Below are 25,069 nucleotides of genomic sequence, written 5' to 3'. Positions count from 1 at the left end.
CCAATGCGCTGAAATCGCGCTAGGAGGATGACATGAAGACCCGTCAAGCTATCGCAGCACTCATCGTGGGACTGTCCGTCGCGGGCTGCTCCACACCCGAGACGGCAACACGGAATGCCTCGCTTGAGACTCCTTCGGTCGCCGTGGCTGCGCCAGCCTATGCAGTCCAGGAAATCCGCGTCAACGTTCCGAAGTCTCTCAGGGTTTCCGAAGCCAACCGCTACCTTCCGGGCGGTGACATCGTCTGGCGCGAAGACCCTGCGGGCGACCGGCACGCACAGGTCAAGGCGATCTTCGAGGCGGCGATGCAGCAGGGCGTCAACGCCATGCAACCCGGCCATGTACCGGCGGTCCTGGATATCCAGGTCACGCGCTTTCACGCACTGACCGAAAAGGCGCGTTATACTGTTGGCGGCGTTCATGCCCTGCAATTCCACATGCTTCTACGCAATCCCGAGACCGGCGTCGCATATGGCAAGCCGCAATTCGTAAAGGCCGACTTCAAGGCGCTTGGAGGGCAAGCGGCAATCAAGGCGGAGCAGCAGGGCATCACCCAGAAATATCGGATCACCAATCACCTTGCCTCGGTGATCCAGCGCCAGCTGACGAGCCCCGAGGGTTACCAGGCGGCAAACCTGGGCTTGATGGGTGCGCTGAATCAACTCGGTGCTTCCAACGAAAACTGAAACGGCTTAAGGGGACGGCATGACGCCGTCCTCTTTGCCTTCCATACGTCTGAAACCCAAAGTGCAGGCCCGCGCCATCCGGCACGGGTTTCCTTGGGTCTTCGATAATGAGCTCGTGACCGACCGCCGGACCAAAGCACTGGCGCCCGGCACTGTGGCGGTCCTGGAAGACGCCGAGCGAACACCGCTGGCCACGGTCGCGGTCAATCCCAAGTCCCGCATCATGGCACGGGTGTTGGACCGTGATCCGAACGCCCGGATTGATCAATCCTGGCTGGAAACCAGACTGCGCCTCGCCTTCGAGATGCGCGACCGGTTGTTCAACGCGCCTTTCTACCGGTTGGTGCATGCCGAGGCGGATGGTCTGCCCGGTGTCATCATAGATCGCTTCGACTCCGTCGCCGTCATCCAGCCCAACGCGGCGTGGGCCGATGTGCTGCTACCGCAGATCGCGGCGGCTCTGGTCGACTTTACCGGCGTTACATGCGTGATCAAGAACGCGTCTGGGCGTGCCCGCGCGCTGGAAGGCCTTGATGACGCTACGCTGGCTCTTGTGGGCGACTTGCCCGACAGTCCTTTACCGGTGCAGATGAACGGAGCCACCTACATGGCTGACGTCATTGGCGGGCAGAAAACGGGGCTGTTCTACGACCAGCGACCTAATCACGCCTTTGCCGCGACACTCGCACAGGGCAGTCGCGTGCTCGACGTGTTCAGCCACGTGGGCGGCTTTTCCCTCGCTGCGCTTGCGGCCGGTGCGTCCGGGGCGCTTGCAGTCGATGGCTCCCAACCGGCACTTGATCTGGCCCGGGACGGGGCCGCGCGTATGGGGCTTTCGGAAAGCTTCGCCACACGGCGGGGCGACGCCTTCGACGTGATGACGGCCCTCGCCGAACAGGGCGAACGGTTTGACGTGGTCATCTGTGATCCACCGGCCTTTGCCCCGAACAAGCAGGCGCTGGAAAAGGGCCTGCGCGCCTATGAGCGGGTCGCGCGGCTGGCGGCCCCGTTGGTGGCGGCAGGCGGGTACTTGGGGCTCTGCTCCTGTTCTCATGCCGCGACACTCGACAAGTTTCGCACGGCTTGCACTCGGGGCATCGGCCGGGCCGGGCGCGAGGGTGCGCTCATCCATACCGGCTTTGCGGGTCCGGACCATCCCCTGCATCCGCAACTGGCCGAAAGCGGGTATCTCAAGGCGTTCTTCTTCCGGTTATGAAGGCGGTTCTCGACACCTGCGTGATCTACCCTACCGTGATGCGCCAGACGCTGCTTGGCGCCGCGAAACGGGGCGTTTTCAAACCGCTCTGGTCTGCCCGCATCATCGAGGAGTGGCAACGCGCGGTTGTCAAGCTTGGCCCCGGTGGCATGGCGCAGGCCCAGGCCGAGGCGGCGATGCTGGCTGTCGAGTGGCCCGACGCGCAGGTGTCCTGGCCGCCGTCGCTGGAAGCCCGGCTATGGCTGCCGGACCCTGCGGATATCCATGTGCTGGCGGCCGCCATCGCCGGCTCCGCCGACCTGATCCTGACGGTCAACGCCAAGGATTTTCCACGCAACATCCTAGCCGAGGAAGGCGTAAACCGGGCCGATCCCGATACCTTCCTGCTCGGCGTTTTCGAAGCAACGCCGGAATTGATGCAGGAAATCGGCGGGGCGGTGCTGGCCGACGCACGGCGCCTCAGCGGCGAAGACTGGGACATCAGACGCCTGATGAAGAAAGCGCGGTTGCCGCGTTTGGGTAAAGCTTTGGCCTTTGCCTGAATCCCGCGGCGTCGCCGGCCACTAGTCCCGTGTCTCGGGCAAGCCGTTCCAGCGCGTTTCAAGCTTTTCGATCGCGGCAATCCGCTCAGTCGTCTTGGGATGGCTCATCAGCCAGGCCGGCATGGCGCCCGCACGCGACTGGGTCAGGGCCTCCAGCTTTTCAAACAGGGACTTCTGAGGCGCGGTGCCGATTCCCGCCTTTGTCAGCAAGGCGGCGGCGTATTCATCGGCCTCGTACTCGTCGCCGCGCGAAAGCCGTGCCGCAAGCAACGAAGCCATGCCATTGGCGAGCCAGACGCCAATACCGGGCAAAAACCGCGACAGAACCATCGCCAGCGCGGTACGCAGTGCGTTCTGACCCGAAAAATCGATCATCCGGCGGCGCGAATGACCAAGCGCCACGTGGCCCAGCTCATGCGCAATGACGCTTGTCATCTCTTCTGCCGAGACCTCTCCAGAAAGAAACTTGCGGTAAAAGCCCCGCGTGATGAAGATCCGCCCGTCCGGCGCGGCCAACCCATTGACCGGATCGATCTCGTAGATATGCACCTTGATCCGCGGCAGGTCGAGCGCCTTGGCCAGCCGCGTGAAGAGCGGCGTCAGCTTGGGATCCGCCAGTTCGGTCGAACGTGCGTCCAGTTCTCGCTTGGTGCGCCAGACCGAGAAGCGGTACATGACCACGGCATAGAGGACTGCCAGAAGGATCGGGGTGAACTTGATCATTCTACAGATATGGGCCCTGTCGCCGGGCGGGGCAAGCGACGCATCGCCGTCTGATATCCAGAATGACCACGCAACTCTGGAGATTTGCAAAAGGGCACGAGGCCCGAGTTCCGGTCAGCCCGTGCAGCTGGCGCCCCCCAGCACGCAGAACTTGGCGCAATGGGGGTGGTTCAGTGCCACGTCGCCCTCGGCCTCCGCCAGTGTTTCGCCCAGTTCGAACTCCGCGTCATAAGGCAGAAGGGTGCAGGCCAGCACGGAGGGCCGCTCCGCGCCCTTGCGCTTGACGACCATTCTGGAAGACGCGCACATCACGCTGTCCGGCGATTTCCCGAGGATGTTCCAGCAGCCGGTGGTGATTTCGGGAACCTCGACGCTTTCGTCCATTTCCGGGAACAGAACAGTCGTTGCAGGGTCGTGTGCGTCGATGTCGAACCCATGCGCGTCGAAAAACGCCTGATAGCCCGCGCGGGACTCGGCCTCGCTGTCGTTCCAAAGGCTCCGGCCCGCTACGGCCATGCGGATCCCAGTTTGTCGAAGCCAGTGCATTCCTTCCAGCGTCCGGGCAAAGCTGCCCTTGCCACGCTCCTCGTCGTGCAGCGACTCGGAGTGATGATCGACCGAGATGCGCAGGGTCAGATTTTCACCAAACTCTTCGTGCAGCGCTCTAAGGCCGTCCTGTACGTGCCTGCGCATCATGGGACGCATTGCATTCGTCAGAATAAGAACTTCGTAGCCACGCGACAGGCAGGCGCGGGTCATCTCGACCATTTGTGGGTTCATGAAGGGCTCACCGCCGGTGAACCCGATCTCGCCGACAGGCCAGGCGCGCGTGTCCAGCTGATCAAGGTAGTCTTCGACCTCGGCCGCGGTGATATAGACAAGACTGTCGTTTTCCGGAGAACTTTCGATATAGCAATTCGCGCAGGTGATGTTACACAGCGTTCCGGTATTGAACCAAAGCGTCTGTGGCTTGCTCAGCGCGACATGCGCCCTCGGTTCACCATCCGCAGTGACCTTCGGGTCGATGAATTTTCCACCGTTCGCACGGGGGGCTGCTACATCTTTCATCTGTCTATCTTCCGAATTTCATTTGCCTTTCGCCCATAACCTGTCCTTTCTTCCCTTGAAAGTCGAGTTCGGGCAGGTGACACCTTCGTGATCGCCACCTAGACTTGCACCGAGTTCAGGAGAAAAACATGGTATCTCGCGTCATTCCGGTCGACCCCTTTGACCTCGTGATCTTCGGGGGCACGGGGGATTTGGCGCAGCGCAAGATCCTGCCCGGCCTGTTCCGCCGGTTCCGGGCGGGCCAGATGGGCGACAATGCCCGCGTGATCGGCGCAGCGCGCAGCGACATGGATGCCGCCGCTTATCGAGATTTCGCCCGAAAAGCCGTGATGGAGTTCGAGCCGGAGGCCGCGAAAGACAGCGAGCATCTCGACAGCTTCCTGCGACAGCTCGACTATGTGACGATCGATGCCCGCGGCGACGCCGGTTGGTCCGAGTTGACTTCCATGCTACGTGACGACGAAATTCGCGCCTTTTACTTTTCCGTCGCGCCCAGCTTGTTCGGGGATCTTGCCGACAGGCTGCACGAATACGGCATGGACTGCCCGAATTGCCGGATCGTGGTGGAAAAACCTTTTGGCCGCGACCTCGAAACGGCCAAGGCGCTGAACGCAACCATCGCCGAGTATTTCGACGAGCACCAGATCTACCGGATCGATCATTACCTTGGTAAGGAAACGGTCCAGAACCTCATGGCTATCCGCTTTGGCAACACTCTGTTCGAGCCGCTGTGGAACAGCCAGTATGTCGATCACATACAAATAACTGTGGCCGAGGACGTGGGCGTCGGCGGGCGCGGAGATTACTACGACCGCTCCGGCGCGATGCGGGACATGATGCAGAACCATATCATGCAGCTGCTGTGCCTGATCGCGATGGAGCCTCCGGCCAAGTTCGACCCGGACGCGGTGCGCGATGAAAAGCTCAAGGTGATCCGCGCGCTGGACCCCGTCGCGCCCGAGGACGCAGTGCGCGGCCAGTACGAAGGCAGTGGCCAGTCCGGCAGCTATCGCAACGAGGTCGGCAACCGCGACAGCATGACCGAAAGCTTCGTGGCCCTGCGCGCCACGATCAGCAACTGGCGTTGGGCCGGCACGCCGTTTTACCTGCGTACGGGCAAGCGCCTGCGTGAAAGGGCCAGCGAGATCGCCGTGGTCTTCAAGGACGCGCCGCATTCCATCTTCGGCGCCGATGCCGGCCGTCACCGCAACATCCTGACGATCAAGCTGCAACCAAACGAGGGGATCGAACTGGGCGTGACCATCAAAGAGCCGGGGCCGGGCGGTATGCGATTGGTTGACGTGCCGCTCGACATGACCTTCGCCGAGGCGTTGGGACCCGAAGAGGCCGATTTCCCCGATGCCTATGAGCGTCTGATCATGGACGTGATCCGCGGCAACCAGACGCTTTTCATGCGCGGCGACGAGGTCGAGGCTGCCTGGGCGTGGATCGACCCGATCATCGGGCTTTGGGAAGACTCGGGCCGCGCGCCGCTTACATATGCCACGGGAAGTTCGGGGCCCGATGATGCGCTGATGCTGATGCACCGCGACGGCCGCCGCTGGCGGGAGATACGCGCATGAGGCTGATCGAATACGCTGACGAAGAGATGATGGCGATCAACCTCGCCAACCAGCTTGCCGGGGATCTCAACACGGCGCTGGAACATGACGACCGCGCACTGTTCGTCGTGCCGGGGGGCAGTACGCCCGGTCCGGTATTCGATGTGCTGTGCGACGCTGACCTAGACTGGTCGCGGATCGATATCTGCCTCAGCGACGAACGTTGGGTGCCCGAGGTGCACATCCGCTCCAACACCCGGATGGTGCGCGAGCGGCTTTTGGTGGGTCGTGCCGCCAAGGCCGGCTACCTGCCGCTCTATGCCCGCGCCGAGGCGCCCGAGGCGGTGCTTGCGGAATTGGAAGCCGTCATCCAGCCGCGCCTGCCGATCGCCGTTCTACTTCTTGGCATGGGCGCGGACATGCATACTGCCTCGCTCTTTCCAGGCACCGACGGGTTGGACGCGGCGCTGGCACATGACGCGCCGGTACTGGTTCCCCTGCGACCTGGCAAGGTCGAGGATGTGCGAATCAGCCTGTCGGCCCGGGTGCTGAACGCGGCGGTGGCCAAGCACCTGGTGATCACCGGCGAGGACAAGCGCAAGGCTGTCGAGCGCGCTCGCACCTGCCGACCCGAGCAGGCTCCCGTGGCCGCGATCCTTGAAGAAACGGATGTGCACTGGGCGCCCTAGTTCCGGGCAGTCCATCGCGACAACGCAGGAGGAGACCACATGACCTGGGCGGCGCTGAAGCCTGAGACGGGAAGGCCGATCGGCGATCTCTTGCAATCGCCCGACCGGGCGACTCGGTTCCAGGTCCAGGCCGATGGGATGCTGTTCGACTACGCCAAGACCTCGATGACCGAGTCGGCCCGTGAGCGACTTTTGCAACTGGCCACGGACCGCAATGTTGCAGAGCGGCGGGACGCGATGTTCGCAGGCGAGCCGATCAACGAAACTGAAGGGCGCGCGGTTCTGCACGTGGCGCTCAGGGCACGGGCCGACGCAGTGATAAAGGCGCGCGGGCACGACGTGATGCCCGGCGTCCGCGACGTCCTGTCCCGCATGCGCGCCTTCGCCGAAGACGTGCGCTCAGGGCAGCACAAGGGTGCGGGCGGTCAGATCACCGACGTGGTGAATATCGGCATCGGCGGCTCGCATCTCGGCCCAGAAATGGGCACGCTGGCACTGCGTCCTTATCATGACGGCCCGCGCTGCCACTTCGTGTCGAACGTCGATGGGGCGGATATTGCCGATTGCCTCGACGGGCTGGAGCCGAAGACGACGCTCTTCATCGTCGCCTCGAAGACGTTCACCACCATCGAGACGATGACCAACGCCGAGACCGCCAAGGCCTGGGTGCAGCTTGGTGGAGGGGACCCCAATGCTCAGTTCGTGGCCGTGTCCACGGCTCTGGACAAGACCAAGGCGTTCGGTATCGCGCCTGAGCGCGTGTTCGGTTTCGAGGATTGGGTCGGCGGTCGCTATTCTATGTGGGGGCCGATCGGGCTGTCGCTGATGTTGGCCGTCGGACCGGAGGAATTCGACGCATTTCTTGCCGGCGGTGCCGCGATGGATACTCATTTCAGGACCGCACCGCTTGAACGGAACATGCCGGTGATGCTTTCGCTGACTGGGTTATGGCACAGTCACGCCTGCGGCTATCCCACGCGGGCAGTGTTGCCCTACGATCAGCGCTTGTCGCGCATGCCCGCCTATTTTCAGCAGCTGGAGATGGAAAGCAACGGCAAGGGCGTGACTATGCAGGGCGAACCGGTGGAAGACGGATCGGGGCCCATAGTCTGGGGCGAGCCCGGCACCAACGGACAGCACGCGTTCTACCAGTTGATCCACCAGGGCACCCAGGTGGTACCCTGCGAGTTCATGGTCGCCGCCTGGGGATACGAGCCTTCGCTGGATAACCATCACCGCTTGCTGATCGCCAATTGCCTCGCTCAGTCCGAAGCGTTGATGCGAGGCCGGGACATCGACACCGCACGCGACATGATGCGCCACGCGGGCTTTGAAGGCGCGGAGCTGGAACGGCAGGCCGCGCACCGTGTCTTTCCAGGGAACCGCCCCTCGACCACTCTGGTCTATGACAGACTTACGCCCTATCGGCTTGGGCAGATCGTCGCGCTTTACGAGCACCGGGTCTTCGTTGAGGGGGTGATCCTCGGCATCAATTCCTTCGATCAATGGGGGGTTGAGTTGGGCAAGGAATTGGCGAAGGAGATGGAGCCAATGGTTGCGGGCGCTGCCGCACCCGAAGACAAGGACGGCTCGACGCAAAACCTTCTGGCCTTCCTGAAAGCGATCCGTGGCTAGCGCGGAATATCGAACCCGTCAGGCGCGAGTGTAAAATGCTCGAACTCGAAGCCGGGCGAGACAGTGCAGCCGACCAGCGTGTAGTCCCCGGTCGACCGCGCCATCTGCCAGGCGCCGGGGGGCACGATGACCTGCGGCCGCTGACCGTCGGTCAGGTCTGGGCCAAGCACCGTGTCCCGCGCGGGCCCGGCCTCACTTTCCGAGATCGACAGGACCAGCGGCGCGCCCGCGTAGAAATGCCAGATCTCGGCCGCGTCCACCTTGTGCCACTGGTTGGTGTCCTCGCCCCGCAGCAGGAAATAGATCGCCGTGCCATGGGCACGCCCTGCGTTGGACGCGCGCCATGTTTCGCGAAAGAACCCGCCCTCGGGATGCGGAGACAAATCGAGGGCGGCTATGATCTCGTCGGCTGTCACGTCAGTCCCGCAGGATCGAGCGCCCGGCATAGATCGCCGTGTCGCCAAGCGCCTCTTCGATGCGGATAAGCTGGTTGTATTTCGCCAGCCGGTCCGAGCGGGCGAGCGACCCGGTCTTGATCTGACCGCAATTGGTGGCCACCGCAAGATCGGCGATTGTGGCATCCTCGGTCTCGCCGGACCGGTGCGACATGACGTTTGTGTAGCCCGCGCGATGCGCCATTTCGACCGCCTGAAGCGTTTCGGTCAGGCTGCCAATCTGGTTGACCTTGACCAGCATCGAGTTTGCCACGCCGCGCTTGATCCCGTCCGACAGGCGCGTGGGGTTGGTCACGAACAGATCGTCACCCACCAGCTGCACCTTGTCACCGATCTGGTCCGTCAGGGTCTTCCAGCCGTCCCAATCATCCTCGGACATGCCATCTTCGATCGAGATGATCGGATAGTCGTTCACAAGTGCCGCCAAGTACGCCGCATTTTCTTCTGACGACAGGGATTTACCTTCGCCCGCAAGCTCGTACTTCCCGTCCTTGAAGTATTCGGTCGCGGCGCAATCAAGCGCAAGGTAGATATCCTCACCGGGCTTGTAGCCGGCCTTTTCGACCGACCGCAGGATGAAATCCAGCGCATCGCGGGTCGAGGCGATGTCCGGGGCAAAGCCACCCTCGTCGCCGATCCCGGTCGACAGCCCCGCGCTGGACAGCTCTTTCTTCAGCGTGTGGAAGACTTCTGCCCCCATGCGCACGGCATCGCGAATATTTCCCGCACTGACCGGCATGATCATGAATTCCTGGATGTCGATCGGGTTGTCGGCATGTTCGCCGCCATTAATGATGTTCATCATCGGCACCGGCAGGGTACGTGCCGACGTGCCACCGACATAACGAAAGAGCGGTTGCATGGCGAAATCGGCCGCGGCCTTGGCGACGGCAAGGCTGACGCCGAGAATGGCGTTAGCGCCCAGCCGGCCCTTGTTCGGGGTGCCGTCAAGCTCGATCATCGCCTCATCGATCGCGACCTGTTCCGTTGCATCGAACCCCGCCAGCGCGTCGGCAATCTCGCCGTTCACTGACGCCACGGCCTCCAGTACGCCTTTGCCCATGTAGCGGGCGGCATCGCCGTCGCGCTTTTCGACCGCTTCATGGGCACCTGTGGATGCGCCAGATGGAACGGCGGCGCGGCCCATGGTGCCGTCTTCGAGGATCACGTCCACCTCGACTGTCGGATTGCCGCGGCTGTCGAGGATTTCGCGTGCGTGGATATCCAGAATGATGCTCATGAGAGACCCTTTGGCAGAATACAGTTGCAGGTCCCATAGCAAGAACGCGCGTGAATGGGAACTGCGACGCATGGCGGTGTCGCGCAATCTTTCGACCGTTCAGGTAGTCCGCGCCCGCCGGGCCAACCGCCGCTCGCGCAGAAAAGTGTAAAGCCCGGTGGTGATGATCAGCGTTGCCCCCAGCAACGTCAGGCTGTCGGGCCGTTCGGCAAAGACCACGACCCCCACGATCAGTGAAAAAAGCAGGCGGGTATACCGGAACGGCGTGACCACCGCCGCATCGCCCATGCGCATGGCTGCAACGATCCCGTAATACCCCAAAGCCCCGAAAACCATGCCGCCTCCGATCATCGCCCACAGCTGCGGCGTCAACGGTGATAGCGTCTGTGGCCCAAGCAGGATCAGTAGAATCCCGGCCGGTACCACCGCGGCAAAGCCTTGGAACGACACCACGGCCGAGGACACAGCGACATCGATGCGCCGGGTGATAAGGTCGCGCGCGGCCACGCAGGCCACGGACACCAATACCAGCAACGCCGAAGGGTCGAAACCGGCAAGGCCCGGGCGGATGATAAGCAGCACGCCGCAGAACCCGATCAGAATCGCGCTCCACCGGCGCCAGCCCACGTCCTCGCCCAGAAAAAGCGCTGCGCCCATGGTGATGAACAGCGGCGTCGCCTGAAACACCGAGGCCACGACCGAGATATCTACCCGGGACAGCGCGGTGGTAAAGGCCAGCGCCGCCCCGGCCTCGCACCCTGCGCGCAGCAGGAAGGGCCTGCGCCACGCTTCCCGCACGAAAATACGGTGCCCGCCCAGGCGGGACACGACCGCGAAGATCGACGCGCTGCCAATCCCGAGGAAGATCAGGATTTGACCAACTGAAATATCCGCCGACATTTTCTTGATGAACATGTCCTCGACGGTGAAGGCCGCCATGGACAGAATCACCAGCACTATTCCGCGAAGATTGTCCATGATCGCCGTACCGCCTGAAAGTTCCCCTGCCGCGATAGGCGGCTTTTCGGGGCGATACAAGTCAGTCGGCAAGCCGGAGCCGGATCAGTCCTTCCGGATCGGGACGCCGTAGAGTTCCAGTTTGTGGCCCTTCAGCTTGTAACCAAGCTTGGCGGCGATCTTTTCCTGCAATTTCTCGATATCCGGATCGACAAATTCGATCACCTCGCCGGAATGCATGTCGATCAGGTGATCGTGGTGGTCACGCTCGGCGTCTTCGTAGCGGGCGCGCCCATCCCCGAATTCCAGCTTGTCGATGATCCCGGCCTCTTCGAACAACTTCACTGTGCGATAGACGGTGGCGATAGAAATCTTCGGATCACGACCGCTCGCGCGAGAATACAGTTCTTCCACGTCGGGATGATCGTCCGAGGATTCCAGCACCGCCGCTATGGTGCGCCGCTGGTCGGTCATCCTCAAGCCCTTCGCCTCACAACGGTCGATGATGGTGTCTGTCATTCCGGCCTTCTTCGCGTTTTCGGAGCGTTGGATAACGGGTGTGATATCGGAAATCCAGCTTTTTGCTACCCACTAGCGCTGCCGTGTCAGGTCCGCCCAGACGGGCAGATGGTCCGAGGCGATATGCGCGGGCTTGTCCGAGTGGACGCCAGTTGCTGCGACTTCAAGCTCGGCAGAATGGGCGATCCGATCCAGCCGCCCCACAGGGCGTATCGCGGGATAACTGGCCGGAGTCGGCACGAACTCCACGCTACCGGCTGCACCTCGCAGCGCGGCGGGGGGACGCCACTCATTGAAATCACCCGCCAGTACGAGCGGCATCGTCTCGCACCGTGCAACGGCCCGCATCACCGCCTTCATCTGCAATAGCCGGTACCGCCGCACCAGCCCCAGATGCACGCCAACGACCCGCAAGGGACCAAGACTGGTCTCGAACTCGGCCATCACCGCACCGCGCGGCTCCAGCCCCGGAAGTTCAACATGCCGTGTGTGCCGGAGCGACAGGGTGTGCCGCGCCAGCATTGCGTTCCCATGCCAGCCCAGCGATCCACCCGGTGCGCCGAATGGCAGGATGTGCCAGCCGTCACGCTCCACGAGGTTATGAGGCAGGGCTGCGGGCCGCGGCGGTAAGCGCTTGTCGACTTCCTGCAAGACCACGATGTCGGCGCCCAGGGCGTTGATCACCTGAAGGCTGCGATCTGGTCGCCGGCGCATGTCCAGGCCCACGCATTTTTGCAGGTTGTAAGTTGCAATTCTCAGCCGGGGTTCGTTCATGCTACGACACCTGTACGACAAAGAAAGGATCGCTGCACATGTTCGCAGATCAGACCTGGCTGGCGCGGATCATCTGGCTGGCACTTGCGGGAGCCGCCCTGTGGGCGCTGGCCGTGCTGCGGCTTGAGTTGGCCTTCGTGGCGCTGGCAACGCTGGGCCTTTCTCTGACCCCGGTCGTCGTGGCAAACTGGGCGCAGGTGCATGTGCCGCCGACCTTCATCGCGGTGGTTGTGATTTTCGTGGCGGCCACGCTGTTCCTGGGCGAGGTCTTCGATTTCTACGAACGGTTCTGGTGGTGGGACATCGCCATGCACGGCACGTCCGCCGTAGCCTTCGGGCTGATCGGCTTCGTCTTCGTCTTCATGATGTTCCAGGGCGACCGGTTCGCCGCGCCGCATCTGCAATTGAGTTTCCTCGCATTCTGTTTCGCCATGACGATTGGAACGGTCTGGGAGATATTCGAATTCGCGATGGATCAGATCTTCGGGCTCAACATGCAGAAATCCGGGCTTCAGGACACCATGGGCGATCTCATCATCAACGCGGTCGGTGCCCTGCTGGGCGCGGCGGCGGGTTATGGCTACCTCAAGGGACGGCATGTTGGTATCGGAACCTTCATCGACGAGTTTGTGCGTCGTAACCCGCGCTTGTTCCGCAGACTGCGCCGACGTCGCGACCGACGAGAGTAGCCTCACGTGCCGCAGAAGGTCTGCTGGACCGCTTCGGACGGCTCTGGTGGGCGGGCGAGGTCCGCAGCATTGCTCCGGGAGCGGTATGGCTCGGCCAGCACCTCGCACAGCCGGTGAAACGGAGCCATGTCCCCGGCCACCGCCGCCGCGATCATCTGCTCGACGCGGTGATTGCGCGGAATGTAGACTGGGTTGGCCGCGCGCATCACGTCATCCGGCGCCTGTTCCTGCTCCAACCGTTCGCGCCAGTCCTTTTCCCAGGCGTCGAACGCCGTTGGGTCCAGAAATTCGTCCCGGGGCTTGCCGTCGCTCAACGCCCGGAACGTGTTCGTAAAGTCGGCGCGGGAGGCGGCCATGGTATCCAAAAGCGATACGATCATCGGTTCGTCCTCTGACGTCGCATCGGCCAACCCGATTTTGCGCCCGAAAAGCGCGCGCCAGGTGTCATGAACCTGGCCCGGCATGGCGTGAACGGCATTTGTAAACTCTTCGACCGCCTTGTCCTGATCCGGCATCAAGGGCACCAGTGCCGTCGCCAGTTGGGCCATGTTCCACGCGATCACGTTGGGCTGGTTGGCAAAGGCATAGCGCCCGTGCATGTCGATGGACGAAAATACGGTGTCGGGATGGTAGGCGTCCATGAAGGCGCAGGGCCCATAGTCGATGGTCTCACCCGACAGCGTGGTGTTGTCGGTGTTCATCACGCCGTGAATAAACCCGACCGACATCCACTGCGCCACCAGCCGCGCCTGTCGCGCGATCACTGCGTCCAGCAGCTCCGCCGGGGAAGTCACCTCGGGATAGTGACGCTCCACCACGTGTTCGTAGAGCGCCTGAAGCGCGGGCAGGTCGCGCCGTGCTGCAAAGAACTGGAATGTGCCGACTCGGATATGACTTTGCGCGACGCGGGTGAGCACGGCACCGGGCAGGGCGCCGGTGTCGCGAAACACCGACTCGCCAGTCAGCGTCGCCGCCAGCGCGCGGCTGGTGGGGATGCCAAGCGCGTGCATCGCCTCACTCACCACGTATTCCCGTAGCACTGGCCCCAACCAGGCGCGCCCGTCGCCCATTCGCGAATAGGGCGTCGGTCCGGAGCCTTTGAGCTGGATATCGAATCGCGTCCCGTTCGAAGCGACTTCTCCCAACAGGTTGGCCCGGCCGTCACCCAATTGTGGTGAAAAGCCGCCGAACTGGTGCCCCGCATAGACCTGTGCCAGCGGGTCAGCGCCGGTTGGTATCGCGTTGCCAGAAAAAACGCGCGCCATTTCGTCCTCGGAGCCCGTTATGATCCCGAGATCACGCGCCAGCACATCGTTGAATACGATCAGCTGCGGCGCTTTGACAGGCACGGGGGGCTGTCTGGTGAAAAAGCGGTCGGGCAGTCGGGCATAGGAATTGTCGAATGGGATTTGCAGGTTCATACCTCAAAACATAGTAGCATATCCCGCGAACGCTAGAGCTTGCGTGACATCAGCATATAGTTCTCGCGTGGCTCGAAGCGCAGTTTCTCGTAGATGCGCCGCGCTTTTGCGTTGTCGCGGCTGACCTCCAAGTGAATTGCCTTCATGCCGGCCGACGCCAGCGTCTTGGGCAAGGTCAGAAGAATTTCCGAACCGATTCCGCGGCCTCTCACACCGGGACGGATGAAGATTTCGTCGACGAACCCATCCAGTCCGCCGAACTCCACCGACCAGCCGAAGGTGATGGTGACATAGCCGATCGGTGCGCGTCTCGGTCCGGCCAAGTAGACGCAACCGTGCGGCGATCCCTCCAGAAGCGGCGAAAGGGCGTCCCGCCGGGTCGCATCGTCCTGCACGATGCCTTCTTCTTGGTGGAACGCCGCCACCAGCGGCACAAGGCGCTCCATGTCCTCTATCGCGGCAAGGGTCAGTTTCGTCATAGCCGGGCCAGCCTTTCGGTCAGTAGGTCGAAAAATCCGTCGGCATCCAGGTCCCCGATGAACAACGCGTTTGGCGTCCGGTCCGTCACTCCCCACCAGTCCGTCACGGTCATTCCCATGGTCAGTTCCGATTGAGTTTCGATCTCGACATTGACGTGTCGGCCCGAGAACAGCTCTGGCCGGATCAGGTAGGCAACGGTGCAGGGATCGTGCAGCGGCGCCCCCTCCGAGTCGTATTTCTCGCGGTCGTACCGTTCGAAGAAGTCTGTCATCTCTGCAACAGCTTGACCCACGCGGTTGCCCAGGGCGCGAAAGGCATCGTTGCGCGCCCGGGTGACCAGCGCCTTGTGCGTCACATCGAGCGGCATGACCACGATCGGGACGCCGGAACTGAAAACCGTGTCTGCCGCATGCGGATCGACGTGGATGTTGAACTCGGACGCGGGCGTGATGTTGCCCACTTCGAAATAGGCGCCGCCCATGAGGACGACCTCCCGCACGTTCCGAACGATCTCGGGCGCCCTGCGGAACGCCGTGGCGATGTTGGTCAGCGGCCCGATCGGCACCAGAGTGACAGTGCCCTCAGACTCCTTCCGTAGTGTCTCGATGATGAAATCGACCGCGTGCATATCCTCAACCTGCATCGTCGGCTCGGGCAGGTTGGGACCGTCCAATCCGGTCTTGCCGTGCACATGTTCTGCCGTCACAAGGTCACGGTCCAGCGGGCGGTCGCATCCGGCATAAACCTTGATGTCGCGCCGCTCGGCAAGCTCGCAGACCATCCTTGCATTGCGGGTGGTCAGGTCGAGCGGCACGTTGCCGGCCACACAGGTAATTCCCAGAACCTCGACCTCGTCCGGACTCCCAAGTGCCAGAAGTATCGCGACGGCGTCGTCCTGCCCGGGGTCGGTGTCGATGATGATTTTGCGCACGCTCATGCAAATCCCCTGTCACGGCGGACATTGCTTGTCCACTGCGCATGATTCTTCTTGGCGGAAATACTCCGGGGGAGGGGCGTTATCCTTTGTTCGACCAGAGCGGCAGGCAGCCTACGCAAAACCGTCCTGCGTGGTGCGGCAACTCAAGCGGATCAGCGGCCCAACTCCCTCATCCCGCGTTCGATACCGTCAAGGGTCATCGGCACCATTCGGTCCTCGAATATCTCGCGAACCATTCCGATCGAATGGGTGTAACCCCAATAGGCCTCGGGCACCGGGTTGATCCACAGGTGCTCGGGCCATTGCGCTCGTGCCCGCTGCAGCCAGACCTGTCCGGCCTCGGCGTTCCAGTGCTCGTTAGCGCCGCCCGGATAGGCAATCTCGTAAGGCGACATCGAGGCGTCGCCGACGAAGATGCACTTGTAGTCCGGCCCATAAGTGCGCAGCACCTCGTCGGTCGGGGTCTGCGCGTCCCAGCGGCGGCAGTTGTCGCGCCAGACGCCTTCATAAAGGCAGTTGTGGAAATAGTAGTATTCCAGATGCTTGAACTCGGTTCGCGCGGCAGAAAACAGTTCCTCGACCATCTTGATATGTGGGTCCATTGACCCGCCCACGTCCAGAAACAGCAGCACCTTAACCGCGTTGCGCTTCTCGGGGCGCGTCTTGACGTCGAGATAACCGTGCTCGGCCGTCGCCCGGATCGTACCGTCGAGGTCCAGTTCCTCCTCGGCGCCGTCCCGCGCCCATCGCCGCAGTCGCTTCAGCGCCACCTTGATGTTGCGTGTCCCCAACTCGATCGTATCGTCGAGATTGCGGAACTCACGCTTGTCCCAAACCTTGACGGCCCGCTGGTGGCGGCTTTCCTTCTGGCCGATGCGCACGCCTTCGGGGTTGTAACCATAGGCGCCGAAGGGTGAGGTGCCCGCCGTGCCGATCCACTTGTTGCCACCCTGGTGCCGGCCCTGTTGTTCCTTCAGCCGCTCTTTCAGGGTCTCCATCAGCTTGTCGAATCCGCCAAGCGCCTCGATCTCGGCCCGTTCCTCTTCGCTCAGGTGCTTTTCTGCCAGCTTTTCCAGCCACTCCTGAGGGATATCGACCGCCTCGATCACGTCCTTTGAACTGATGGCTTCGAGGCCCTCGAAACTGGCGGCGAAGGCGCGGTCGAAGCGGTCGATCATCCGCTCGTCCTTCACCATCGCTGTGCGGGCGAGATAGTAGAACCCCTCCAAGTCATAGGTCACGAGTCCCGCGCCCATCGCTTCCAAAAAGGTCAGGTACTCGCGCAGCGAGACCGGCAGGCCCGCCTTCCTGAGATTCTCGAAGAAGGGCAGGAACATCGCTTACCTCAGATCGACATGCGGTGAATAATCAGCGTAGCGAAAAGCCCCAGCAGGGTGAAGATCAGGCAATAGACCGCCGCGTAAAGAAGAATGTCGGCAGTTCGCCCCTTGCGCCGCCACGCAGTGAATGCTCCCAGGATCGCGCCGAATACTACGATCATCGTGTCTTCCCGTCAGGTCACTTCAGGGGGCTGAGCGATGAGATCTCCCGCAGTTTCGCGCGTACCGCCCAGTCCGCGCCGAACCCGTACCGTGCCCAGCCGATACTGTCCAGCCGCACCGACTGCGCCTCAGCGACGCGGCCCGTCAGGTCCAGCGCCTCGGCCCTGAGCAACATCAGCGTAGACAGAAGCGCGGCGTTTTCATGACGTTCCGCGATCGCAAGATGCGGCGCCAGGATGGTCAGGGCCAATTGACCATTGCCCTCGGCAATGGCGAACGCGGCCAACTGCGAGGCGGAATAGGCGCGGTGCAGCTCGGTGCCGGGGGTCTGGCTGTAGAACCGCTCGGCGAGGCGGAAATGCTCGAATGCGGTGTCGGGTTGGCTGGCCTGGGTCAGGCGCCCCATGGCGAAATGCGAAAACGCCCGTCGGTGATCGTACCAGCCCATAGCGTCTGCGATACGCAGCGCCTCGGCTGCGGCCACCAGCCGTTGCGAATGGCCAGCGCCGGGGCCAAGCGCGGTCTGCACCGCCTTGATCCAGGCCCGCGGGGTCGATGACAGTGCGTGCGGCGCAATTGAATCGCCGGCAGGATTGAGACGCGACAGGATCGACGGCAGTCGCGCCGCGACCTGTCCTCGTGTCATGCCCGAACGCAGATCCGGCGAGTAGTAGACCCGCAGGATCAGCATGTCGAAGCCGGTAAGAATCGTGTGCACGTTGTCGTCGTTGAACACGCTGTCGGGTAGCCGGTATAAATCGTTGAGCGGGCCAAGCGACTGCGCGACTTCTTCGTGCAGGCAGTCGCGCACCTCTTGCGGCGAGGCATCGTTGGGCAGGAAGATCGCGATCTTCTTACGCTCTATCAGCGTGCTCCAGTTCGTCTGCCGCTTGTTGCGCGCCGCGCGGTACTCTGACAGGCGGCTGATATTGGGGACCACGAAACAGGCCGCCTTGGGCAGGTGCCTGCGGATCTTTGCCCGCGGCACGGCCTCGATGGTGATGTTGGCGACGTCGGACCGGACGCGGGCGATGTCGATCTTTGCTTCGGTGCGCAGGCGGTGCACCAGCCGGTTGAGATCGGGAATAAGCGTCGACGGAGGATTGCCCGTGACCCGTATGGAAATCGGTCCCTCGAACCGCGAGAAATTCTTCAACTTTCGTCCCGACTCAAGCTGGAAGGACAGTTCCAGGAAATCCCGAGCTATATCGCTGTTGGACCGTGACGGCGGGACCGGGCGCGGCGCGGAGAAGGATTTCAACGCGGGCAGGGAACTGGCGGACGGTGTGGCCGCACGGGTCGGCATTTCACTGGAGGGACCCGGAACGCACGCGCCCAGCATAAGGAACAATGGAAGAATGACGCGGCGCATAAGCCCCCCGATGCCTGTATCAACTCTAGTGGCAGGCGGTCGTCGTGATTCACCCTGCCATCCGGCGCAGTCGCCGCCTGATCGTTCTGCGCGTCCTTGACCGCACGCATTTCGACCTGCTGTTCAATGCAGCCTACCGGACAGGTGCCTTGATTGCCTCTTACTTCGTTCCCAGTAAGGAGCAAAAAAGACAAAACTGTGGCCGAATCGCCAGCAATCCGAATCACGATTCGAAGTCCGTTTTGAATGATCCCCGAATTCTGGACATACGGAATTTACCGTCTCCATTTTGGGGAATGATTGTTGCCGCTTCGGCACGCATTTGCGTGCCGGTGTCGAATTTTCAGACTAGACCTTTAGCGTTGGCGGCGCGCCATGAAGGCCAACCGTTCAAAAAGGTGCACGTCCTGCTCATTCTTCAGTAGCGCCCCATGCAGCTTGGGCAGGGCGTCGGCACCGTCGCGCTTGAGGTCTTCCGCCGTCAGGTCTTCGGCCAGGATAAGCTTCAGCCAGTCCAGCACTTCCGAGGTCGAAGGCTTCTTCTTCAGTCCCGATTGTTCTCGGATGTCATAAAATTGCGTCAACGCCTCGGTCAGCAGCCGTTCCTTGATACCCGGATGGTGAACCTCGACGATCTGTTTCATCGTATCGGGGTCCGGAAAACGAATGTAATGGAAGAAACACCGTCGCAGAAAGGCGTCGGGCAGTTCCTTTTCGTTGTTCGAGGTGATGATCACGATCGGCCGCTGGACCGCGCGGACGGTCTCGCCGGTCTCGTAGACGTGAAACTCCATACGGTCCAGTTCCTGCAACAGGTCGTTGGGAAACTCGATATCGGCCTTGTCGATCTCGTCGATCAGCAACACGATCTTTTCCTCGGCCTCGAACGCTTGCCACAGTTTGCCCTTGCGGATGTAGTTGCGCACGTCGTGCACGCGTTCCTCGCCCAACTGGCTGTCGCGCAGCCGCGACACCGCGTCGTACTCGTAAAGACCCTGCTGTGCCTTGGTGGTGGACTTGATGTTCCACTCCAGCATCGGCAGGCCCAGGCCGTTGGCAACTTGCCGGGCCAACTCGGTCTTTCCGGTGCCCGGCTCGCCTTTGACCAGAAGGGGGCGCTCCAGAGTCACGGCGGCATTTACCGCGACGGTCAGGTCGTCGGTGGCGATATAGGCGTCGGTGCCTTCGAATTTCATGAGCGTCCCTTTTCTTGGTCCCGCCGCGCGCAAGTGGCGGGTCGCATGGAATTTTTGCAGCACCCTATTGTCATGGGGAATTCACATCAATGGCGGGCATTTGTGTAGTGACAATCTGTCGAGGCGCGTGTAATTGCACGCCACAAGGTGGATTTCTAAAGGGGAAGTTGGGTGACCGACGGGGACCTGCAGGAGGGAGTGGAAATGAAACAGGACGTGGTTCTGTCGGAGGATTACACTCCGGCCGAAGACGAGCCGTTCATGAACGAACGGCAAGTGGAGTATTTTCGTCGCAAGCTGCTGACCTGGAAGAGCGAATTGCTCGAGGACAGCCGCGATACCATCGAGGGCCTTCAGGACGGCACGCGCGCCATCCCCGACGTGGCCGACCGCGCCAGCGAGGAAACCGACCGGGCGCTGGAACTGCGCACACGCGATCGCCAGCGCAAGCTTGTCGCCAAGATCGACGCTGCGCTGCGCCGGATTGACGAGGGCGAATACGGCTATTGCGAAGTGACCGGCGAGCCGATCAGCCTCAAGCGTCTGGATGCGCGCCCGATCGCGACGATGAGTCTCGAGGCGCAAGAACGTCACGAACGGCGCGAAAAGGTTCACCGCGACGACTGATCGCCGGAGAACCTAAGCGAATTCAAGACGCCGAGGCTTTTGCTTCGGCGTTTTCGCATTCAAAGGATCGTCATGGATATCGCGTCTCTCAATTGCATCGTTCTCGGCGGAGGCATTGGTGGGCTGACAACGGCGATCATGCTGCGCCGCGCGGGCGCCGCCGTGCGCGTTCTTGAACAAGCCCCCCGGATCACGGAAGTGGGCGCGGGCCTGCAGATCAGTCCCAACGGCTTCGTCGTGCTCGAAAAGCTGGGCTTGGGCAGTGCGCTGAGGGCGAAATCCGTGCGCGGGCAGTCGGTGCTGTTGCGCGACTACAAGGGGACCGAAGTCGTCCGTCTCGATCTCGCGCGGCTGCCATGCGGTGACTACCATTTCGTGCATCGCGCCGACCTCGTCCACATCCTCGAACACGCAGCCCTTGCAGCAGGGGTCGAGATATCGCTGGGCCATACGGCGATGTCCGTGACGCCGGGACCGGCGCCCCAGGTCACCCTGAAGGACGGATCCATGCTCGACTGCGATCTGGTGGTCGGCGCCGACGGGCTCCATTCGGTTGCGCGACAGGCGCTCAACGGCACGTCCGCCCCTTTCTTTACCCGGCAGGTGGCCTGGCGCGCCGTGATACCCGAAACCGGCGCCGACCCTCAGGCGCAGGTGTTCATGGGCCCACACCGGCATCTTGTCACCTATCCCCTCCGCGGCGGGCGTATGCGCAACCTCGTCGCTGTACAGGAACGGGCTCAGTGGCACGAGGAAAGCTGGACCGCTGAGGATGATCCGGAAACGCTGCGCGGCGTCTTCGGGGATTTCGGGCGCGACGCGAAGGATTTGCTCGACCGGGTGGAAAAAGTGAATCGCTGGGGGCTTTTCCGCCATTCGGTGGCCGCAAAATGGCATTTGGGTGCCGTGGTTCTGGCCGGAGACGCGGCCCATCCTACGCTTCCCTTCATGGCGCAAGGGGCCAATATGGCGCTGGAAGACGCCTTCGCTCTTGGCCGTTGCCTTGGCGACGGCTCGACTTTGGAAGCCGCGCTAAGTGCTTACCAAGACATGCGTTTTGACCGCGTGCGACGGGTTGTAGACACCGCCAGCCGAAATGCCTGGAAATACCACCTTAGTTTTCCGCCGCTCCGCGCCGCGGCACACGCCGCCCTTCGTATTGGCGGGGCTTTGATGCCCGGCCGCATGGTTGGACAGTTCGACTGGATCTACGGCTACGACGTTACGGCGACGGACGTCTAAGCATCCAGTTCGACCCAGATCGGCACGTGATCCGAGGGCTTTTCCCGACCGCGGACATCCTTGTCGATGCCCACGCCGACAAAAAGGTCCGCCGCCTGCGGGCTCAGCAGGAAATGGTCGATGCGGATGCCGTCGTCCCGGTTCCAGGCGCCCGCCTGATAATCCCAGAATGTGTAGTGGCCGGGCCCAGGCACACGCGCACGGAAGGCCTCGGTGAATCCCATGGCCAGAAGCTCGCGAAAGGCTGCCCGGCTTTGCGGCAGGGCCAGCGCGTCCTCGGCCCAGGCCTCTGGGCGCTTGGCGTCCTCATCCTGTGGAATAACGTTGTAATCGCCTGCCATCAAAAAGGGCTCCTCGGTCGCAAGCAACTCGGTGGCGCGCTTCTTCTGACGTTGCATCCAGGCAAGCTTGTAGTCGTATTTTGGCCCCGGCGCCGGGTTTCCGTTGGGCAGGTAAAGCCCGCACAGACGCACCGACGATTTCTCGCCCACGACCGTCGCCTCGATCCACCGCGCATGGTCGTCTTCGTCATCGCCGGGCAGGCCACGTGTGACGTCCTCCAAGGGCAGTTTTGACAGAATCGCAACCCCGTTGAAGCTCTTTTGACCATGGGTTTCTACGTTATACCCGCGGTCTTCGAATGGTTCATGGGGAAAGCCTTCGTCGACCGTTTTGATCTCCTGCAGCAACGCCATATCAGGTTGTGCTTCGTCCAGCCAATCGGTCAGGGCATTCAGCCGGGCCTTGATGCCGTTGATATTGAAACTGGCGATCTTCATGCACGGCCCCCCTCGGTTCTTTGCAATCTATCGCTCAGCACGAATGGCGAGGCAAGCCGGAACAAGGACTTCCTTAACGATTCTCATCGAGGCTGATTCGGCTTAAATTGGAAACAATCATCCGGTTATCCACAGATTCGTTGCGCTGTGGAAAACAAATTTTTCCGTGCGCTGCAAAGTAGCGCACGGAAAAGCAGGCAAGGCCGCGTGAAAATCGCGATTAGAAAATTAGCCTTGTGGATAACTCGCTATCCGCGAATTTCAGTTTGCAAAACCCGTTTTGCGTGTAACCGTTTTGAGTGTTGACCAAATCAGGAGACCACCAATGGTTGCACTTCGCAAAAATCGTTTCGCCGAAAACTCCGCCGCTTCTATCGAGGCCAGCCTGCACGACGGCACCGCTGTCGAAGCTTTCACCTCGTCATTGCAAGCATCTGGCGACATGCTGGACGGTGCCGGAACCGAGGCGTTCACTTCCAGTCTGGGTCCTGTTGCAGAAACCAGCCGGTTGACAGGCGATGCGGTCGAGGCTTTCACCTCCAGCTTGGCCGCCAGCGCAACGTCCGACAGCGCAACCGGTGACTCGGTTGACCTCTTCACCTCCAGCCTCGGCCCGGTGACCGGAACCACCACCAGCGCTGGCGACGCCGTCGAAGCATTCACGTCCAGCCTCAGCCCCGTCCGGACAGAGCGTGCCGGCGAAGGCGAAATTGTCGGCGCCTTCACGTCAAGCCTCTAAGACCTACGGCGGAACGGAAACAAATTACAGGGATATCATAACTATGGGATCCGTTGTCACACTCGACCTTCCGTTCCGCCAGACCACGCGGGACGCCCGGCAAACCGCGCTCCTGCAACGCTTCGCCTGCGAGCGGCGGCCTGACACCGACGTCTTCTGGCTCAAGGAAAACGCCGAGGTTCTGAACATTCTGACGAGCACAGGCGCAAAGCTACCGCTTTCGGCCCTTGCTCCATTTGAGCCGCACTACATTACGTTGGATCGCAAGCTTGCGTTCTTCCCCCAATATTACCGGTTCCTCCTGTCGCTTTGCCTCGACCTCGAGGATCTCGGCATGCCCGGAGACATGGGCGCACGATCAGTAGAGTGGGTTGCCTCTGAGGGGCTGGTGCATGCAGAGCTCTCTGACCTTCAGCGCGCCGAGGCCCGTCGCCTTTGCCTACGCCGCGGCATAGATCCTACCTTTTGCGACTCTGGGCTGGATGATCGACTGCGCGGCTTCGGCAGCCGAAGCGCGACGTTCACGCTCCCCAACAAAAAGGCCGCCTACGAACTCACTCATATTGTCTTCTATCTGTCCGAGTACGGCCACCGCGATCCCGACCTGCCAGCCGTTTTCATCGACAGCCTGCGGTTTGCCGGAACTGTAGCGTTCCTCGAAATGAACATCGACCTCCTTGCCGAAATCTGCATCGCCCTGCGCTTTTCCGGGCAAACTCCGCCTGACACCTGGGAAAGCTGGCTGGCGGCGCAGGTACGGCATTTCGTGATCGAGGCCGACGCGACTGGTTGGGTGTCGGACGACTACCATCCCTACCTGATGGTCCAATGGTTCCTGTCCACTGCCGGGCTTGGCGGGTTCGGCACGATGCTTCCCGAAGGCGGGCTTCGGATCACCGCGCCAAGGCCGCACGTGGCCCCGCTGCGCGAATTGTCGGAATGCATGTACTGCCTCGAGGGCAACCGCATTGCCGACTGGTCCCGGATGCGCACCCGCATCGACCCGCTCCTGACCGCCGAGGCCCGCGAGGTGGTCGAGGCCGCCGAAAAGGCCGTCGACTTCGACGCCTTCTTCCACGGCTTCTCCCGCGCCGCGACCGTCAAAGGAATACCGGCATGATCGCCCGGGGCCGCGAGGCGGTCTTTCTGGGTGTGTTTCTGACAGTGATCTACACGCTACTGATCACAGGTGCCGATGCCATCACCAAGCTTTTTTCATCCACTTACGCTGCACCCCAGATGTTCGCGCTCTCCGGCGGTCTGGTCTCACTCTTTTGCCTGGCGGCGGGCCGCAAATCCGCCGCCACGCGCGTGCTTGCCACCCGATGCCCACGCGTCATGGCGCTGCGCGCCGCCGCCACCGTCATCGGCACTTGCGCCTTCTTCTATGCGTTCAAGCTGCTGCCCTTCGCCGAGGTTTTCCTGTTTATCGCCATCATCCCGATCCTAGCCGCGCTTTTGTCGCGGGTGATGCTTAAAGAAAGCGCGGGGGGGCAGGTCTGGGGCGCGATGATTTTGGGCGTCCTCGGCATGGCCGCGCTGTTTCCTGGCGGCCTTGACAGTTTCGGGGCAGGTCATCTCGTCGCTTTTCTTGCCGTTGCGATGGGAGCAGTTTCCATGGTCGCCTCGCGCTATATCGGCCAGCGCGACCCGGGTGGGCTGCTGTCGCAGGTCTTCTATCCCAACCTCGCGCTGATGGTCATGATGAGCGCTGCCTTGCCTTTCGTCTTCGTGCCGATGGGCTGGTTGGATGTGATGTGGGTGACCTATTACGCCGGGCTGCTTTTTGCCGCGCGATGGGTTCTGGTGGCCGCGCTCAAGCTGCTTCCGGCCTATGTGGTCACGCCCTTGATGAACCTGCAATTTCTCTGGATGGTCGCTATCGGATCGCTCGCGTTCGGCGAACGGACCGGGGCAGGGGTGTTTCTTGGTGCGGCGCTTCTGATCGCGGCCGGCGCATGGTTGGTTTGGGACCAGCTCCGCACCCATGCACCGAAAGCGGCCGTTCCCGCCGAATAG

General features: G+C 62.0%; 27 protein-coding genes. 12 read left to right on the top strand and 15 right to left on the bottom strand.

Translation table 11 applies throughout. The annotated features are described in order from the left end of the window. Nucleotides 1–32 precede the first annotated feature (32 nt). From RBB18_RS01530 to RBB18_RS01520, 3 genes are read left to right on the top strand one after another with little or no spacing between them, the layout of a single operon-like run. On the top strand, nucleotides 33–686 hold the full coding sequence (locus RBB18_RS01530) for a DUF6778 family protein (protein ID WP_103761112.1): 654 nt from the start codon (nucleotides 33–35) through the stop codon (nucleotides 684–686). Between the two features lie 19 nt (nucleotides 687–705). After that, nucleotides 706–1,902: an RSP_2647 family RNA methyltransferase gene (locus tag RBB18_RS01525; protein ID WP_103761113.1), complete on the top strand. Its 1,197-nt coding sequence runs from the start codon at nucleotides 706–708 to the stop codon at nucleotides 1,900–1,902. Beyond that, nucleotides 1,899–2,444 carry an RSP_2648 family PIN domain-containing protein gene (locus RBB18_RS01520; protein WP_103761114.1) on the top strand — a complete coding sequence of 182 codons (546 nt, stop codon included), beginning with the start codon at nucleotides 1,899–1,901 and terminating at the stop codon, nucleotides 2,442–2,444. The genes RBB18_RS01525 and RBB18_RS01520 overlap by 4 nt, the downstream gene beginning before the upstream one ends. 21 nt (nucleotides 2,445–2,465) lie before the next feature. On the opposite strand, the gene RBB18_RS01515 is transcribed toward RBB18_RS01520, so the two are convergent. Next, nucleotides 2,466–3,167 (bottom strand): M48 family metallopeptidase, encoded by a 702-nt coding sequence (locus RBB18_RS01515; protein ID WP_274594178.1) that lies wholly within the window; start codon nucleotides 3,165–3,167, stop codon nucleotides 2,466–2,468. A 114-nt stretch (nucleotides 3,168–3,281) separates the two neighbouring features. After that, the gene (locus RBB18_RS01510; protein WP_306111162.1) at nucleotides 3,282–4,235 is read right to left on the bottom strand and encodes a radical SAM protein; all 954 of its coding nucleotides are present in this window, start codon (nucleotides 4,233–4,235) and stop codon (nucleotides 3,282–3,284) included. A 128-nt stretch (nucleotides 4,236–4,363) separates the two neighbouring features. Between RBB18_RS01510 and zwf the strand changes: the two genes are divergently transcribed. From zwf to pgi, 3 genes are read left to right on the top strand one after another with little or no spacing between them, the layout of a single operon-like run. Then, on the top strand, nucleotides 4,364–5,818 hold the full coding sequence (zwf, locus tag RBB18_RS01505) for a glucose-6-phosphate dehydrogenase (protein ID WP_306111163.1): 1,455 nt from the start codon (nucleotides 4,364–4,366) through the stop codon (nucleotides 5,816–5,818). Beyond that, nucleotides 5,815–6,486: a 6-phosphogluconolactonase gene (gene pgl / locus RBB18_RS01500; protein WP_103761118.1), complete on the top strand. Its 672-nt coding sequence runs from the start codon at nucleotides 5,815–5,817 to the stop codon at nucleotides 6,484–6,486. Before zwf ends, pgl begins: the two co-directional genes overlap by 4 nt. A gap of 39 nt (nucleotides 6,487–6,525) precedes the next feature. Next, entirely contained in the window at nucleotides 6,526–8,121 is a 1,596-nt protein-coding gene (gene pgi / locus RBB18_RS01495) for a glucose-6-phosphate isomerase (protein WP_306111164.1), read from the top strand. Here the strand turns inward: pgi and RBB18_RS01490 are convergent. The 5 genes from RBB18_RS01490 to RBB18_RS01470 all read right to left on the bottom strand — a co-directional run bounded on the left by RBB18_RS01490 (nucleotide 8,118) and on the right by RBB18_RS01470 (nucleotide 12,066). Further along, the gene (locus RBB18_RS01490; protein ID WP_103761120.1) at nucleotides 8,118–8,537 is read right to left on the bottom strand and encodes a cupin domain-containing protein; all 420 of its coding nucleotides are present in this window, start codon (nucleotides 8,535–8,537) and stop codon (nucleotides 8,118–8,120) included. The genes pgi and RBB18_RS01490 overlap by 4 nt on opposite strands. Before the next feature lies 1 nt (nucleotide 8,538). Continuing rightward, nucleotides 8,539–9,816 (bottom strand): phosphopyruvate hydratase, encoded by a 1,278-nt coding sequence (gene eno, locus RBB18_RS01485; RefSeq protein ID WP_103761121.1) that lies wholly within the window; start codon nucleotides 9,814–9,816, stop codon nucleotides 8,539–8,541. 99 nt (nucleotides 9,817–9,915) lie between these two features. After that, a complete protein-coding gene (locus RBB18_RS01480; protein WP_103761122.1) occupies nucleotides 9,916–10,794 on the bottom strand; it encodes a DMT family transporter in 879 nt (292 codons plus the stop codon). 84 nt (nucleotides 10,795–10,878) lie between these two features. Beyond that, on the bottom strand, nucleotides 10,879–11,292 hold the full coding sequence (locus RBB18_RS01475) for a Fur family transcriptional regulator (protein ID WP_103761123.1): 414 nt from the start codon (nucleotides 11,290–11,292) through the stop codon (nucleotides 10,879–10,881). 72 nt (nucleotides 11,293–11,364) lie between these two features. Then, nucleotides 11,365–12,066: an endonuclease/exonuclease/phosphatase family protein gene (locus tag RBB18_RS01470; RefSeq protein WP_306111165.1), complete on the bottom strand. Its 702-nt coding sequence runs from the start codon at nucleotides 12,064–12,066 to the stop codon at nucleotides 11,365–11,367. Nucleotides 12,067–12,104: 38 nt separating this feature from the next. Here RBB18_RS01470 and RBB18_RS01465 point away from each other — a divergent pair, with 38 nt between their 5' ends. Then, on the top strand, nucleotides 12,105–12,755 hold the full coding sequence (locus tag RBB18_RS01465) for a hypothetical protein (RefSeq protein ID WP_274594184.1): 651 nt from the start codon (nucleotides 12,105–12,107) through the stop codon (nucleotides 12,753–12,755). A 2-nt stretch (nucleotides 12,756–12,757) separates the two neighbouring features. Here RBB18_RS01465 and RBB18_RS01460 read toward each other — a convergent pair whose 3' ends face one another. From RBB18_RS01460 to RBB18_RS01430, 7 genes are all read right to left on the bottom strand, one after another. After that, nucleotides 12,758–14,176 carry a YdiU family protein gene (locus RBB18_RS01460; RefSeq protein WP_306111166.1) on the bottom strand — a complete coding sequence of 473 codons (1,419 nt, stop codon included), beginning with the start codon at nucleotides 14,174–14,176 and terminating at the stop codon, nucleotides 12,758–12,760. 32 nt (nucleotides 14,177–14,208) lie between these two features. Next, on the bottom strand, nucleotides 14,209–14,655 hold the full coding sequence (locus RBB18_RS01455; protein WP_306111167.1) for an N-acetyltransferase: 447 nt from the start codon (nucleotides 14,653–14,655) through the stop codon (nucleotides 14,209–14,211). Continuing rightward, nucleotides 14,652–15,593, bottom strand: a complete 942-nt coding sequence (locus tag RBB18_RS01450) for a nucleoside hydrolase (protein ID WP_306111168.1) — start codon at nucleotides 15,591–15,593, stop codon at nucleotides 14,652–14,654. The genes RBB18_RS01455 and RBB18_RS01450 overlap by 4 nt, the downstream gene beginning before the upstream one ends. A 152-nt stretch (nucleotides 15,594–15,745) precedes the next feature. Next, nucleotides 15,746–16,930, bottom strand: a complete 1,185-nt coding sequence (locus tag RBB18_RS01445) for a VWA domain-containing protein (RefSeq protein ID WP_306111169.1) — start codon at nucleotides 16,928–16,930, stop codon at nucleotides 15,746–15,748. Between the two features lie 8 nt (nucleotides 16,931–16,938). Then, nucleotides 16,939–17,094, bottom strand: a complete 156-nt coding sequence (locus tag RBB18_RS01440; protein WP_306111170.1) for a hypothetical protein — start codon at nucleotides 17,092–17,094, stop codon at nucleotides 16,939–16,941. Nucleotides 17,095–17,111: 17 nt separating this feature from the next. Continuing rightward, nucleotides 17,112–18,467 carry a DUF2927 domain-containing protein gene (locus RBB18_RS01435; protein ID WP_306111171.1) on the bottom strand — a complete coding sequence of 452 codons (1,356 nt, stop codon included), beginning with the start codon at nucleotides 18,465–18,467 and terminating at the stop codon, nucleotides 17,112–17,114. 356 nt (nucleotides 18,468–18,823) lie between these two features. Then, nucleotides 18,824–19,663 (bottom strand): MoxR family ATPase, encoded by an 840-nt coding sequence (locus RBB18_RS01430; protein ID WP_274594189.1) that lies wholly within the window; start codon nucleotides 19,661–19,663, stop codon nucleotides 18,824–18,826. Nucleotides 19,664–19,867: 204 nt separating this feature from the next. On the opposite strand from RBB18_RS01430, the gene dksA reads away from it, so the two are divergent. Both dksA and RBB18_RS01420 read left to right on the top strand, forming a co-directional pair. Beyond that, entirely contained in the window at nucleotides 19,868–20,290 is a 423-nt protein-coding gene (gene dksA, locus RBB18_RS01425; protein WP_057790282.1) for an RNA polymerase-binding protein DksA, read from the top strand. 72 nt (nucleotides 20,291–20,362) lie between these two features. Beyond that, nucleotides 20,363–21,532 carry an FAD-dependent monooxygenase gene (locus RBB18_RS01420; protein WP_274594190.1) on the top strand — a complete coding sequence of 390 codons (1,170 nt, stop codon included), beginning with the start codon at nucleotides 20,363–20,365 and terminating at the stop codon, nucleotides 21,530–21,532. Here the strand turns inward: RBB18_RS01420 and xth are convergent. Then, on the bottom strand, nucleotides 21,529–22,311 hold the full coding sequence (xth, locus tag RBB18_RS01415) for an exodeoxyribonuclease III (RefSeq protein ID WP_306111172.1): 783 nt from the start codon (nucleotides 22,309–22,311) through the stop codon (nucleotides 21,529–21,531). The two genes, RBB18_RS01420 and xth, sit on opposite strands and share 4 nt — an antisense overlap. 325 nt (nucleotides 22,312–22,636) lie before the next feature. Between xth and RBB18_RS01410 the strand changes: the two genes are divergently transcribed. The 3 genes from RBB18_RS01410 to RBB18_RS01400 are packed head-to-tail and all read left to right on the top strand — an operon-like array spanning nucleotide 22,637 to nucleotide 25,069. Then, entirely contained in the window at nucleotides 22,637–23,050 is a 414-nt protein-coding gene (locus RBB18_RS01410) for a DUF6749 family protein (protein WP_306111903.1), read from the top strand. Nucleotides 23,051–23,093: 43 nt separating this feature from the next. Further along, entirely contained in the window at nucleotides 23,094–24,170 is a 1,077-nt protein-coding gene (locus RBB18_RS01405; protein ID WP_306111904.1) for a hypothetical protein, read from the top strand. After that, the gene (locus tag RBB18_RS01400; protein ID WP_306111905.1) at nucleotides 24,167–25,069 is read left to right on the top strand and encodes a DMT family transporter; all 903 of its coding nucleotides are present in this window, start codon (nucleotides 24,167–24,169) and stop codon (nucleotides 25,067–25,069) included. Before RBB18_RS01405 ends, RBB18_RS01400 begins: the two co-directional genes overlap by 4 nt.

This window comes from Roseovarius sp. MMSF_3298, assembly GCF_030733705.1.
GTDB classification, from domain to species: domain Bacteria; phylum Pseudomonadota; class Alphaproteobacteria; order Rhodobacterales; family Rhodobacteraceae; genus Roseovarius; species Roseovarius confluentis.
The sequence above is the reverse complement of the archived record's forward strand: the minus strand, read 5'-3'. Positions and strand labels throughout refer to the sequence as shown.